17 protein-coding genes are annotated in these 12,338 nt (G+C 29.9%); 13 read left to right on the top strand and 4 right to left on the bottom strand.

Annotated features, from left to right (window positions below; all coding sequences use genetic code 11):
• Positions 1-34 precede the first annotated feature (34 nt).
• From Q0370_RS02465 to Q0370_RS02405, 13 genes are all read left to right on the top strand, one after another.
• Complete coding sequence (locus tag Q0370_RS02465; protein WP_299571654.1) at positions 35-901, top strand: hypothetical protein; 867 nt, start codon at positions 35-37, stop codon at positions 899-901.
• 15 nt (positions 902-916) lie between these two features.
• A complete protein-coding gene (locus tag Q0370_RS02460) occupies positions 917-1,105 on the top strand; it encodes a DUF4250 domain-containing protein (protein WP_299571651.1) in 189 nt (62 codons plus the stop codon).
• 48 nt (positions 1,106-1,153) lie between these two features.
• Positions 1,154-1,651, top strand: coding sequence for a shikimate kinase (locus Q0370_RS02455; RefSeq protein ID WP_299571648.1), 498 nt, complete (start codon positions 1,154-1,156; stop codon positions 1,649-1,651).
• A 22-nt stretch (positions 1,652-1,673) separates the two neighbouring features.
• On the top strand, positions 1,674-2,105 hold the full coding sequence (gene aroQ / locus Q0370_RS02450; protein ID WP_299571646.1) for a type II 3-dehydroquinate dehydratase: 432 nt from the start codon (positions 1,674-1,676) through the stop codon (positions 2,103-2,105).
• A gap of 20 nt (positions 2,106-2,125) precedes the next feature.
• On the top strand, positions 2,126-2,560 hold the full coding sequence (locus tag Q0370_RS02445; RefSeq protein WP_006804726.1) for a HutP family protein: 435 nt from the start codon (positions 2,126-2,128) through the stop codon (positions 2,558-2,560).
• A gap of 19 nt (positions 2,561-2,579) precedes the next feature.
• Complete coding sequence (locus Q0370_RS02440; protein WP_299571639.1) at positions 2,580-3,251, top strand: HAD family phosphatase; 672 nt, start codon at positions 2,580-2,582, stop codon at positions 3,249-3,251.
• A gap of 236 nt (positions 3,252-3,487) precedes the next feature.
• Positions 3,488-4,786, top strand: coding sequence for an adenylosuccinate synthase (locus Q0370_RS02435; RefSeq protein ID WP_299571637.1), 1,299 nt, complete (start codon positions 3,488-3,490; stop codon positions 4,784-4,786).
• A gap of 3 nt (positions 4,787-4,789) precedes the next feature.
• Entirely contained in the window at positions 4,790-4,960 is a 171-nt protein-coding gene (locus Q0370_RS02430) for a hypothetical protein (RefSeq protein ID WP_299571635.1), read from the top strand.
• A gap of 1 nt (position 4,961) precedes the next feature.
• Entirely contained in the window at positions 4,962-5,399 is a 438-nt protein-coding gene (locus Q0370_RS02425; protein ID WP_299571633.1) for a rhodanese-like domain-containing protein, read from the top strand.
• Between the two features lie 76 nt (positions 5,400-5,475).
• A complete protein-coding gene (locus tag Q0370_RS02420) occupies positions 5,476-5,952 on the top strand; it encodes a hypothetical protein (protein ID WP_299571631.1) in 477 nt (158 codons plus the stop codon).
• Positions 5,953-6,209: 257 nt separating this feature from the next.
• Positions 6,210-7,652: an adenylosuccinate lyase gene (gene purB, locus Q0370_RS02415; RefSeq protein ID WP_299571628.1), complete on the top strand. Its 1,443-nt coding sequence runs from the start codon at positions 6,210-6,212 to the stop codon at positions 7,650-7,652.
• A 6-nt stretch (positions 7,653-7,658) separates the two neighbouring features.
• A complete protein-coding gene (locus Q0370_RS02410; RefSeq protein ID WP_299571626.1) occupies positions 7,659-8,159 on the top strand; it encodes a very short patch repair endonuclease in 501 nt (166 codons plus the stop codon).
• A 12-nt stretch (positions 8,160-8,171) separates the two neighbouring features.
• Positions 8,172-8,978, top strand: a complete 807-nt coding sequence (locus Q0370_RS02405) for a tetratricopeptide repeat protein (RefSeq protein WP_299571623.1) — start codon at positions 8,172-8,174, stop codon at positions 8,976-8,978.
• Positions 8,979-9,289: 311 nt separating this feature from the next.
• Here Q0370_RS02405 and Q0370_RS02400 read toward each other — a convergent pair whose 3' ends face one another.
• The 4 genes from Q0370_RS02400 to Q0370_RS02385 all read right to left on the bottom strand — a co-directional run bounded on the left by Q0370_RS02400 (position 9,290) and on the right by Q0370_RS02385 (position 12,182).
• On the bottom strand, positions 9,290-9,661 hold the full coding sequence (locus Q0370_RS02400; protein ID WP_299571620.1) for a hypothetical protein: 372 nt from the start codon (positions 9,659-9,661) through the stop codon (positions 9,290-9,292).
• A 24-nt stretch (positions 9,662-9,685) separates the two neighbouring features.
• The gene (locus tag Q0370_RS02395) at positions 9,686-10,309 is read right to left on the bottom strand and encodes a DUF4125 family protein (RefSeq protein WP_299571618.1); all 624 of its coding nucleotides are present in this window, start codon (positions 10,307-10,309) and stop codon (positions 9,686-9,688) included.
• A gap of 66 nt (positions 10,310-10,375) precedes the next feature.
• A complete protein-coding gene (locus Q0370_RS02390; RefSeq protein ID WP_299571616.1) occupies positions 10,376-11,329 on the bottom strand; it encodes a DUF4037 domain-containing protein in 954 nt (317 codons plus the stop codon).
• A gap of 22 nt (positions 11,330-11,351) precedes the next feature.
• Positions 11,352-12,182 carry a tetratricopeptide repeat protein gene (locus Q0370_RS02385; protein ID WP_299571614.1) on the bottom strand — a complete coding sequence of 277 codons (831 nt, stop codon included), beginning with the start codon at positions 12,180-12,182 and terminating at the stop codon, positions 11,352-11,354.
• Positions 12,183-12,338 lie beyond the last annotated feature (156 nt).

The raw sequence follows: 12,338 nt of genomic DNA, 5'->3' as shown, positions 1-12,338 counted from the left end.
AAATAATAAGTAAAAAAATTCGGAAGGAGTCAAAATGAGTGAGAAAAATACAAATAACAATGAAAATTTAGAAAATGCTAAAGAAGAGCAAAATCAAGTTTACGAAATGGAGAATCTTGAAGTAAATGAAAGGCCTACATTAAAAAGTAGAAAATATGTGAATTTAAGAGATAAAACTGATTATATCGATTTAACAATTTATAACGAACTTGATGATTTTGCAGCAGAAGTATTAGATAGTGATAATTTCTTAAAATATGTAAATGCAAGAAGAGAATATTTATTTGATTCTAACGAAGCTATAAAAAAATATTTTGGGGATGAATTTTTGAATAATAAAGAAAATGAAAACAAAATAAATACTTTTTCAGAGTTTTACTATGAATATATGATAAGATATTCAGATTGCTATCTTTATGAATTTATGGCAAAAGGCTATACTGACGGATTTAGGGAATTGCTTGAAAAAAAGGGTATAGATCCTGACAGTCTTGATGTAAATTGGGAAAGTATTCGTTCTAAAGAACTTGAGTATGATGAATCGCTTGTGGATATTTTATATTCGATTATAAATTATGAGCTTGAACATCGTGGATACTCCATTTTTGGAATAAATATGGGATATGAATCAACATTGTATTTCATTGTTCCGCAAAAGGCGTTTTCAAGAATTGACAACGAGCCTGAATTATTTACTATTTTTGATATTGGATTTTTAGAAACAATCTATAACGAAATTTATGAAGTGGTAGGAAACCTTGGAATTGAAAATGTTGGAGTTGGAGATTTTCTAGAAAAACGTGGAAACGAATACTATAGTTTATTTGCTGATGCAAGTAAAAATGTCATAATTGAAAATATTGATGAAAATGATGAGTCGAAAGTGAAAATAATTTTGTAAAAAAGGGAGCAAAGAATGATAAATTTTGAAACTAAAGATACAATGCTGCTTTATAGTCTTGTAAATATGAAGTTGCGTGATGAATTTTTAGATTTAGATGATCTTGTAAATTATTACGGTGTTGATAAAAAAGAACTTTTAGATAGATTTTCAAATGCTGGATATGAATATGTGGAAGGGGAAAATCAATTTAAAAAAATATAATTTTGGAAAGTAAAAATTAAAAATTCTATGAAAAAAGGTAGATAATATATGAAAAATATAGTATTGATTGGAATGCCTGCCTGTGGAAAAAGTACAATTGGGTACCGGCTGTCAAAAAAAATTAATTTCCCTGTTCTAGATGCAGATAAATATTTGGAAGAAAAGGAAAATAGAGTTATTTCAGATATTTTTTCAAATGAAGGGGAAGAGCATTTTAGAGAACTTGAAACTAAATATTTGAAGGAATTATCAGAAAAAGAAGGAACTATAATTTCAACAGGCGGTGGAGCTGTTAAAAAGAAAGAAAATATTGATATTCTAAAAAAAACTGGGATTGTCGTATTTCTTGATAGAACAATAGATGCCATTTCAAAAGAAAATCATAAAAACAGACCTCTTTTGCAAAATCCTGATAATCTTCAGAAACTGTATGATGAAAGAATAAAGCTGTATAGACGATATGCTGATATTATTATAAAAAACGACGATAGCATAGATGTAATTGTAGACAGGATAATTACTTCATTGAAGGGAAAAATTTTATAAAAAGATGGATGGGAAAATAATAATGAAAAAAATATTAATTATAAATGGACCTAATCTAAATTTTCTAGGAATTAGAGAAAAGGGAATTTATGGAAATGATGATTATAACAGCATTTGTAAATACATAAAAGAAAAATTTGAAAATGAAGATGTAAAAATCGAGATATTGCAGTCAAATTCTGAAGGAAAAATTATAGATTTTTTGCAGTCAGCATATTTTAATGAAGTTGACGGGATTGTAATAAATCCTGGAGCTTATACTCATTACAGCTATGCAATTTTTGATGCGATAAAATCTGTATCTATTCCGACTGTGGAGGTGCATTTGAGCAATATTTACGAAAGAGAGGAATTTAGAAAAATTTCGGTTACAGCTCCTGCCTGCATTGCACAGATTTATGGAAAAGGTAAGGATGGGTATGTAGAGGCTGTAGAGCTTCTTTTAGAAAGATAAAAAATATAGAGGATAGAAAAATGGAAGAAAATAATAAAAGTGTTGAAATATGCAGAATAGCATTGAAAATGTCAATTTCTTCACGTGATGAGGAAAAAAAATTGATGCAGGATTACAAAAAAGTTGGCATAAAGACAGCTGCAGTAAATGTTGGTGGTGCAATGCCGCAATCACGTTTTAAATTTATAGAAAGTGCCTTAATGGCAGCCAAAAGAAATAATTTAATTCAAGACGTGCATGCTCATGATGGTGCGGTAATCGGTGCAATGCGAGAAGCAATGAGCCAAATTGAAGCAATTATAAACGGTCTTAGTGTCGGTGGGAAAATTGGGTTAGCAAGAGAAGGGGAACATCTAGCTGTAGCAATATTTTTAAGTGTTGGAATATTACAATTTAATGAAGTGATAACTTCTGTTGCACATCGTTCAGTTTCAATACTTGAAAACGAAAAATAAAATTAAGGAAAGGCTTATTATGGGAAAGAAATTTTTTGATGAAATAGAATTATTTTTGTTTGATATGGATGGGTTATTGTTTGATACAGAAACTATTTATGTGGAATATGGACGTGAAGTTGCTAAAGAAAAGGGATATACAATAACAAATGACATTGTGGAAAAAACAATGGGCGTTACAAATGATAAGGCAAGAATATTGTTTAAAGAAGCCTTGGGACAAGATTTTCCATATGACGAAATGATGGGAAAAGTTAAAAACTTCATACTGGAAAAAGGACTAAAAGGCGAAGTTCCTCTAAAATTAGGAGCATTAGAATTGCTTGAATTTTTAAAGAAAAATAATAAACAGATGATTTTAGCTACTTCATCGGATTTACATCTGGCAGAGGCATTAACAGAAGGAAAAGACATAAAAAAATATTTTTCTCATTTAGTGACAGCAGAAGATGTTATTCACGGGAAACCTGATCCGGAAGTATTTCTAATAAGTGCAAAAAAAGCTGGGGCATCTCCTGAAAAAACGGTAGTATTTGAAGATTCGTTCAATGGAATAAGAGCGGCTCATGCAGCTGGGACATTTCCAATTATGGTGCCAGATAAGTTGAAACCGACAGAGGAAATTGAAAAATTGGTTTATAAAAAGTTTGATAGCTTAATGGAAGTGCTTGATTACTTTGAGGGGAAGTAAATTACTAAAAATAAAATAGAAATCGATTAATAGGAGTTATTTGTGGCAAATAAGATAACTTCTATTTTTTTTGTGAAAATTATTTTATTAAAAGATTTAAATCAATTGAAAAAAAATAGTAAATATAGTAAAATGAATAGTAAAAAGTTAAAATTTTAGTAAGGTAAATTTTTAAGTTTTTATGGTTCAGTTTCAAAAAAAGTAAGAAAATTCTAAAAATTTGGGAGGAATGGAATATGGAAAATAATACTTTTGTAATTGTGGGAACGCAGTGGGGAGATGAAGGAAAAGGTAAAATTATCGATGTGCTCTCTCCAAAAGCGGATTATGTAGTTAGATTTCAAGGTGGTAACAATGCTGGACATACGGTTGTTGTAAACGATGAGAAGTTTATTTTGCATTTGCTGCCGTCTGGAATTATTAACTCGGCTGGGAAATGTATAATTGGAGCTGGAGTTGTTGTTGATATTGAAGTATTATTGACAGAAATTGATGAACTCGAAAAAAGAGGGAAAAATCTGGATAATTTATTTATCGATGAAAGAGCACACATAATAATGCCTTACCATATCGAAATTGATAAGGCTAAGGAAGAAGCTATGGGTGAAAACAAAATTGGTACGACTCAAAGAGGAATTGGACCTTGCTACATTGATAAAATTGCAAGAAATGGAATTAGAATTGGTGATTTACTGGATCCTGAAAGATTTAGGGATAAACTTACTTGGAACGTGAATGAAAAAAACGATATGCTGACTAGATACGGTAAAGGAACTTTTGACTTGGAAGAACTTTACGAAAAATTTATGAAACTTGCTAAAAAAATAAAATTTAGAATAATAGATGCTGTTGTAGAAATCAATGAAGGAATTGAAGAAGGAAAAGTAGTGCTTTTTGAAGGTGCACAAGCGTTAATGCTTGACATTGACTACGGAACTTATCCTTATGTAACTTCATCATCGCCAACATCTGGTGGAGTAACAGTCGGAACAGGAGTCGCTCCAACAAAAATCTCAAGAGTGCTGGGAGTTATGAAGGCGTATACAACAAGAGTGGGAGAAGGGCCTTTCCCAACAGAGTTAGAAAATACAGATGGAGAAACTTTGCGAAAAGTGGGACACGAATTTGGTGCTACAACTGGGCGTCCAAGAAGATGTGGATGGCTTGACTTAGTAATTGGGAAATACGCAGTGTTAATAGACGGATTGACAGACATCGTATTGACAAAACTGGATGTATTGACAGGATTTGAAACAATAAAAGTGGCAGTAGGTTATGAAATTGACGGAAAAGTATATCATTCTTATCCTGGAAACTTGAGAAAATCTAAAGACTTGAAAATAATTTACGATGAATTAGATGGCTGGAAAGAAGATATTACACAAATAAAAAATTACGAAGACTTGCCGGAAAATTGTAAAAAATATATTGAATACATTGAGAAAAAATTGAAATGTAAAATCTCGATGATTTCGGTAGGACCTGAAAGAAGTCAGAATATTTATAGATATGATTTGGGAGAATTTGTGAAGTAATTTTTGAAAGTTGGAGGAAATTATTTAAGAAATGAAGTAAATTCAAAAGATAAGATTTTAGAATTCAGAAAAAGACTTTTGGATAGGAATAAGAATTTTATAAAAGAAAAAGAAGATATTGAATTTGAGAAAAATTACAAAATAAAAAATTTGAATAATGAAATGGAGAGATAAAATGAAAATAAGAAAAATAATGTTGATGACAATGATTGGAGTATTTTCTGTGTTTGGATTTTCTTGTAGTAAAACAGGAAACGAAAAAAAGAATTTAACAATGTCAAAAGAAGCGAAAGCTGGAAAAAAAGCAGAATACAAAAAGATAACTTCAGATGAAGCTAAAAAGATGATGGAAACTCAAAAAGTTATAGTTGTAGATGTTAGAACTTTGGAAGAATATAACGAAGGGCATATTCCGAATGCAATTTCTGTTCCATTGGAAACTATTGAAAATGAAGCAGAAGCAAAATTGAAAAATAAAGATGCTTTAATTTTAGTTTATTGCAGAAGTGGAAGACGAAGCAGGGAAGCAGCGTTAAAATTGATTGAAAAAGGTTATACAAACGTGATTGATTTTGGTGGAATAAAAGATTGGAATGGGGAAGTTGTGAAATAATGCAAGCAGGGAAGAGAGCGTTGTTGGTGAACTATAAAATATAAAAAGATTATTTGAAAAAAGAAAGGAATGAGTAATGAAAAAAATATTAGTAGTGTTGATGTTGGCTGTAGGAGCAATTTCATTTTCAGCTCCAGCACAAAATGGTAAAAAGTCTAAAATTGATAAAACTGTGAATGAAAGTGCTGCTCAAAATTTATCTTTTAATACGATTACATTGAAATTAGTTGGAACTAGAGTTTCAAAAACTGATAAAAATAAAATAGAATTGGAATATGAAAATTTTAAGGCAACTGGAAATAATAAAAAAGTTTATACAGAAAAAGACTTTCAAGTAAATGGAAAAAATCCAAAAATTATTATAAATAAAACAATTTCCACTGCAATGATAGAAAATTTTGTTAATAGTGATGAAGAAATAGTTGTAACAGGGTTTTATGAAAATAATGAAGGAATTAAGTATAAACCATTTAATTTTAGTTTTAGCGTAAATAAAGATGAAGTGAAAAAGATTTACTTTAAGGATGGGGCAATTTATATTTGGGATAATTAGTTACTAGAAAGTTTTGTAAATTAAGATTTTGTGTATATAAAGGAGAATTGTGAATAAGATTATATTATTTTTATTTTTAAAGATTTTATCATATTCTTCCGAAGCTCAAATAATAACATGTTGTGAAAATTGTTATCATAAAAACTCAAAAATAAAAATTATGATTGGGATATATTAGGTACTGGATTCAACTGGAATTTAGATTCAGAGTATAAATTACAGGAAAAATAAATCAAATCAAGTAGGAGGAATTGAAAATGGAAAATATGAGTATATATTCAAATCCGTTGGCGGAAAGATATTCAAGTAAGGAAATGTTGCATATTTTTTCACCAGAGTTTAAATTTAGAACTTGGAGAAAGTTATGGATAAATTTGGCGGAGGCTGAGAAGGAACTTGGGCTTGATTTTATTACAGATGAGCAGATTGAGGAACTTAAAAAATTTAAGGATGATGTAGATTTTGAAGTTGCGGCAGAATTTGAGAAAAAATTGAGACACGATGTGATGGCTCATGTTCATACTTATGGAGAACAGGCGAAAAATGCAAGAAAAATCATTCACTTGGGAGCGACAAGTGCGTATGTTGGAGACAATACTGATTTGATTCAAATTAAGGAAGGACTTTTAGTTATTAAAAAAAGAATGCTTACTTTGATTGAAAAAATGAGAGATTTTGCATTACAATATAAAGACTTGCCTACTTTAGGATTTACGCATTTTCAGGCAGCACAGCTTACAACGGTTGGAAAAAGAGCGACATTGTGGCTTCATTCTTTGCTTCTTGATTTTGAAGAGCTGGAATTTAGACTTGAAAACTTGAGATTTAGAGGAGTCAAAGGGACTACTGGTACACAGGCTAGTTTTAAAGAATTGTTTGAAGGAGATTTTGAAAAAGTGAAACAATTGGATGAACTAGTTACGGAAAAAGCTGGATTTAGTAAGAAACAAGGCGTTTCGGGACAGACTTACGATAGAAAAGTAGATGCTCAAATCTTGAATTTATTATCGAATATTGCTCAATCTTCTCACAAATTTACGAATGATTTTAGATTACTTCAGCATTTGAAGGAACTAGAAGAGCCATTTGAAAAAAATCAAATTGGTTCAAGTGCGATGGCTTACAAGAGAAATCCGATGAGAAGTGAAAGAATTTCATCACTTGCAAAATATGTGATTTCAAGCTCACAAACAGGAGCATTAGTTTTTGCAACACAATGGTTTGAAAGAACATTGGACGATTCTGCAAGCAAAAGACTTTCAATTCCACAGGCATTTTTAGCAGTGGACGCAATTTTGATTATTTGGCTTAACATTATGGACGGAGTTGTTGTTTATCCAAAAGTAATTGAGGCAAATATTCAAAAGGAATTACCATTTATGGCGACTGAAAATATCATTATGGAATCAGTAAAAAAAGGAATGGACAGACAAGAAGTTCATGAAATTATTAGAGAACTTTCGATGGAAGAAACAAAGGAAATTAAATTGAATGGAAATCCGAACAGACTAATTGACAGAATTATAAAAGACGGAAGACTAGGACTTAAAGCGGAAGATATGGAAGGTATCTTGGTTTCTGCTAATTATACTGGATTTGCTGGGAAGCAGACTGAGGATTTTGTGAAGAATGAGATTAATCCGATTTTGGATAAGTATAAGGATGAGATTGTTGAAGATAGGGAGGAATTGAGGGTTTAATGAAAAATGAAAAAGAAAAAACCTCTCACAAGAAGTCAGAACATGGCAAGAATAAAATCTAAAAATACTAAACCTGAAATATATATCCGTAAATTGCTTTATAAAATGGGATATAGATACAGGGTTAATTATTCGCAGCTTCCAGGAACGCCTGATATTTTTATTTTGAAATATAATACTGCGATATTTGTAAATGGATGTTTTTGGCATAGACACGAAAATTGTAAAATTGCAACTTTTCCTAAGACGCATGCTGAATATTGGGAAAAGAAGTTTAGAAGAAATGTAGAGAGGGATATTGAGGTTCGTGAGAAGCTTTTTGAGATGGATGTTAGTGTTATTACAATTTGGGAATGTGAAGTCAACAAAATGCAACGAAATGAAGAATACAGAAAAAAATATTTAAAAATTTTAAGGTATAGGATTGAAAGAGTTTTTAATTATGAGGAAGAGGATATTTCAGTACAAATGGAAGTTGCAGAGAAAAATAAAAAATATATGAAATAAGGAGATGATGCAGTGAAAAGCAAGTTATTATTAATTTTTTTAGTCTTGATATTATCTTTTAACATTTTTTCAAATACAAATTCTAAAGAAAAGTTTAAATTGGCAAAAACATATTTAGATTATAAAAATTATAGAGAAGCTGAAAAAATATACTTGGAATTGGCTAAGGAAAAAGATATTCATGCGATGTATAATTTAGGTTATCTTTATATGGAGCAAGGAAAAATAGTGGAAGGTGAAAAATATTATAAAATGGCTGCTGATATGGGGTATGATGATGCAATGTATAATCTAGCGATGTTTTACGATAGACAAAAAGATTTTGTTAAAGAAAAATTATATCTAGAGAAATTGGCTGAGAAAAATCAAAACGATGCAATATTCCAATTGGCTATAATTTATAGACAAGAAGGAAATTATCCGAAGGCAGATGAACTTTATAAGAAATTATTAAAAGCAAAATACCAAGAAAGTGAAGTTTCTTATAATTTAGGGATTTCTTGTTATTATCAAAAAAAATACGATGAAGCAGAAAAATATTTTTTAAAAGCAATAGAATTAGGTAATAATGATGACCCAAAATATAATTTAGGTATTTTATATAAAGTTCAAGGGAAATTTACACAAGCTAAAAAATATTTAATACCACTTGCTCAAAAAGGAAAAATAGATGCAATGATAAATATGGGAGCAATTTATCGAGATGAAAAAGATTATAAAAATGCTAAAAAATATTATAAAATGGCGATGGATAAAGGTTCACGAGAAGCAGAGGCAGAATATAACACTATATTGATAATGGAAGAACATGGATTATAATATTTCATAAATTGCAATATTAATTGTTTCTATTTTTGATACATCGGTCTTCTTTGGGTAAAATTCTCTCTCAGAAGACCGTTACTGTTTTCATTATATACTTGCCTGTTATGAATAGTAAGGAACTGCAAAATAGAAGTCTATTCTTATCTTCTTTACTTTTTTCCAGCATAAAAATTACTTATCTCTGTCTGATATGAAAATCTTAAAGACTCCTTTTGGGATACTGGTTATCAGCTGTTTTATTGCTTCCAGTATTAAATTTTTACTTTTTATTTCACTTGATTTGACAGTACACCTGATTCGTAGTTTTAATCATATAAATAGAAATCCATTATTTGTAATAGCTCCCTAGAATTATCATCTATATTTTCATTCGCTAATACATCTTTTATTTCCTCTTGCAATTTCATTCTGTCATTTTTAAATTCTTCCTTTCTTTCGGCATCATAGGCCATATGTGCCATTCTTCCTATTGCTGAAAATCCGAAAGTAAAATAATTAAAAATTGTTGTAAATCGTTTTTTCTTTTTAGTTTTTTTAAATTTCATATATTTTTTATCAATCAAACTTATATCTAAATTTTCTTGTTTTGCTGATTCAAAAAACTTTTCTAGCCTGCTTACACTATTTCTTGAAAATAATTCTAATCCACGTTCTATTAATTCCTTTACTTTTACCATTTATCTTCCCTCCAACTTATAAATTTACAAACTTTTTTCTGCTTCCTCAATAGAGCTGTATCCTTTTTCCAGTACAATGTTTTCTAAATTATTTTCTGCCAAGTTTACATTATTTGTAACACAGCTCTGAATATACTCATAATATAATTTCAATGTTTTTACTGAATATGATGATAATTCTCCCTTCAAGTAGGTTTCAATTGAAGTATAGTTTGGTGTGTCGTATTTTGAGTATAAAGGACGCCCTTTTGAAGTAACTTTTGGATATTTTTGTATTATTTCTTCTTCCCAATGCAAATAAATTTCTACTATTTTTTGTACTAATTCTTCCTTTTCTTGTGAAATTTCAGGCAAATACTCCTTAATAATTTCGTATTCTTTTGGAGAACTATATTTCATCATTCTGGCATATTTGTCCTGAACAATGTTTTCACCACGATGTTTTGCCAAAATCAAGTCTTCCAAATAACTTTCCAGAATTTCATCAGGCAATGTTTCCCATTGACTTCTTCTCATAATTTCAAATTCCTGCGGATTATCCTGACAATCAGCTCTTCCTTCTGTATGATGTACATTTTGAAAAAATTCCCATTCCCTTTTTAAAATTTGTCTAATAAAGCTTTCTTTTTTACTAATTTCTATTTCCATTTTCAATTCTCCTATTTTAAATCCAATATTCTTTAACTTTGTTGATTATCTTAAAAATTTTCTATTTTAATCCATCGCAGGATTCCAGTTTCTTAATTTTTCATCTTCAATTTTATTTTGCACAAAAGGCCCATAATCCTGTAAAAAGTCGCTTGTTAATTGTTTTGGAACAATATCTTGATTTTTCATTTCCAAAATTACATTGGCACTTATTTCTTCAATAATTTGAAATTTTCGATTAACTGCACCAGTTGGCAATTTTACCAGTTCTTCAATTAAAAAATAAGTTTTTTCTCCCAAAATTTTCAAGTTTTTTAAGGCTCTTGGCATCCATTTGTAAAAAAGTTTATATTTTTTATTTAATAGAAAAATCATATGTATTGTCTCATTTATAAATTCGGTTTCTGCCAGCCTTGCTGCCACAATTTCATTTCTTTTCATGCACCGCAAGTAGTTATACTGCCCAGATTGTGCCATTTTCATACATCTTGTCGCAATTTTATTGAGTCGTATATCTTCTGGAAAATATTTTTCCAAATCATTTCTAATTTTTGTAAATTTTCCCAAATTATCCATAAAAATCTCTCCATTAACAGCCGTTGCTAGCAATTCTTCTGGAATTAATCGCCAATCATACAAATTATCAGGTGCTTTCACATTTCCCAAAAATTTGAAATACCAGTCATCCATATTAAGGACACCCCGCCGTCCATCTCCAAACTCGCTCACATTCAATGCTCTAAATCCCAAAAATTCCTTTGGCAATTCATTAAGCCTTTTTTTCAAATTTAGTCCATATTTTTTATAATCTTCTGAACTTAGCCAAATACAGCAGGATGGTCCAAAATCATGATCTTGTGAAATCTCATCATCGAATCCAAAACACTCCGAACCTTCCCCCGCAAGTCCAGCCGCCATTTTTTCAAAAACTTCTGGAAATTCACTTTTTATAACTGGCAGATAAACTTCTTCAAAATATCTTTTTGAAAGTTCCAGCCCTTTTATTTTATTTGAATCCATTTTTTCTCCTTATTCCAAAAAATTAAATCATTTTTTCCTTCACAACTTCAATATTTTCCAAAATATTTTTGTAATTATTGCTTTCTTTCCCAAACGTCTTTTCACAAATTTCAGCACTTTCCTCAAATAATTCCAATGATTTTTCATATTCATTTTCTGCAAAATAAAAAGTTGCCATATTGTTAAGGACTGCTGCATACAAATTATGAGTTTTTCCAACTTCTTTTTCAATTAGCTCTAGTGATTTTTGCAAATATTCTTCTGCTTTTTCTTTATTTTTTACTTTCAAGTAAGGCTGTACAAGGTTACTTAGCGTAATTGCATACTGAATAGGATTTTCTCCAACTTTTTCCAATACTTCCAGACTTTTTTCCTGTAATTCAATTGCTTCCTCATACCTTTCAAGCTCCTGATAAAATAAAGCCAAATTATTACATACGCTTGCATAAACATAGTCATTCTGTAAATTATTATTTTCGTAAATTTTCATGGTATTAAGATAAATATTCTCTATGTCATCATACTTTTTCATAAATCTGTAAACTTCAGCTAGGTTAAGGCTACAAGTCGCATACGGAATACTGTCTTTGCCATACTTTTTCTCAATAAAGCCTTGTGCTTTCAGCAAAGCATCTTTTGCCGTGTCAAACTCTCCAACATATTTAAGAGTTCCCCCAACTTCATTCAAAATTTTAATATTTTCATCACTTTCCTCACCAAAAACATCTTGTGTAAGTTCTGCTAATTCCTTTAATACTTTAACCTCTTCCACAACATTCCCCTGCTGCATAAGTTCTTTTCTTAAATTTGTCAATTCGTTTATTCTTATTTTTTTTTCAAATATATTTGACATTTTATATTTCTCCTTTATATTAATTTTATTACTTAATTTTTATGCTATAAAAGCATAATTTGAATGCATTTTAATTATTATTTCTAACAAAAGTTTACCATACAAAATTGCAATCTGCAACAATATTGAAAATAATTTTAAGATTTCAAAATAGTT

Source organism: uncultured Leptotrichia sp. (assembly GCF_938036635.1).
Classification (GTDB): domain Bacteria; phylum Fusobacteriota; class Fusobacteriia; order Fusobacteriales; family Leptotrichiaceae; genus Leptotrichia; species Leptotrichia hongkongensis.
This window is presented reverse-complemented; position numbering and strand designations above follow the sequence as displayed.

Excerpts from the sequence above, each read along its gene's own strand:
- Q0370_RS02435 (WP_299571637.1), top strand. The coding sequence starts at position 3,488 with ATGGAAAATAATACTTTTGTAATTGTGGGAACGCAGTGGGGAGATGAA.
- Q0370_RS02420 (WP_299571631.1), top strand. The coding sequence starts at position 5,476 with ATGAAAAAAATATTAGTAGTGTTGATGTTGGCTGTAGGAGCAATTTCA.
- Q0370_RS02445 (WP_006804726.1), top strand. The coding sequence starts at position 2,126 with ATGGAAGAAAATAATAAAAGTGTTGAAATATGCAGAATAGCATTGAAA.
- Q0370_RS02390 (WP_299571616.1), bottom strand. The coding sequence starts at position 11,329 with ATGGATTCAAATAAAATAAAAGGGCTGGAACTTTCAAAAAGATATTTT.
- Q0370_RS02465 (WP_299571654.1), top strand. The coding sequence starts at position 35 with ATGAGTGAGAAAAATACAAATAACAATGAAAATTTAGAAAATGCTAAA.
- purB (WP_299571628.1), top strand. The coding sequence starts at position 6,210 with ATGGAAAATATGAGTATATATTCAAATCCGTTGGCGGAAAGATATTCA.
- Q0370_RS02460 (WP_299571651.1), top strand. The coding sequence starts at position 917 with ATGATAAATTTTGAAACTAAAGATACAATGCTGCTTTATAGTCTTGTA.
- Q0370_RS02410 (WP_299571626.1), top strand. The coding sequence starts at position 7,659 with ATGAAAAAGAAAAAACCTCTCACAAGAAGTCAGAACATGGCAAGAATA.
- Q0370_RS02440 (WP_299571639.1), top strand. The coding sequence starts at position 2,580 with ATGGGAAAGAAATTTTTTGATGAAATAGAATTATTTTTGTTTGATATG.
- Q0370_RS02385 (WP_299571614.1), bottom strand. The coding sequence starts at position 12,182 with ATGTCAAATATATTTGAAAAAAAAATAAGAATAAACGAATTGACAAAT.
- Q0370_RS02425 (WP_299571633.1), top strand. The coding sequence starts at position 4,962 with ATGAAAATAAGAAAAATAATGTTGATGACAATGATTGGAGTATTTTCT.
- Q0370_RS02395 (WP_299571618.1), bottom strand. The coding sequence starts at position 10,309 with ATGGAAATAGAAATTAGTAAAAAAGAAAGCTTTATTAGACAAATTTTA.
- Q0370_RS02455 (WP_299571648.1), top strand. The coding sequence starts at position 1,154 with ATGAAAAATATAGTATTGATTGGAATGCCTGCCTGTGGAAAAAGTACA.
- aroQ (WP_299571646.1), top strand. The coding sequence starts at position 1,674 with ATGAAAAAAATATTAATTATAAATGGACCTAATCTAAATTTTCTAGGA.
- Q0370_RS02400 (WP_299571620.1), bottom strand. The coding sequence starts at position 9,661 with ATGGTAAAAGTAAAGGAATTAATAGAACGTGGATTAGAATTATTTTCA.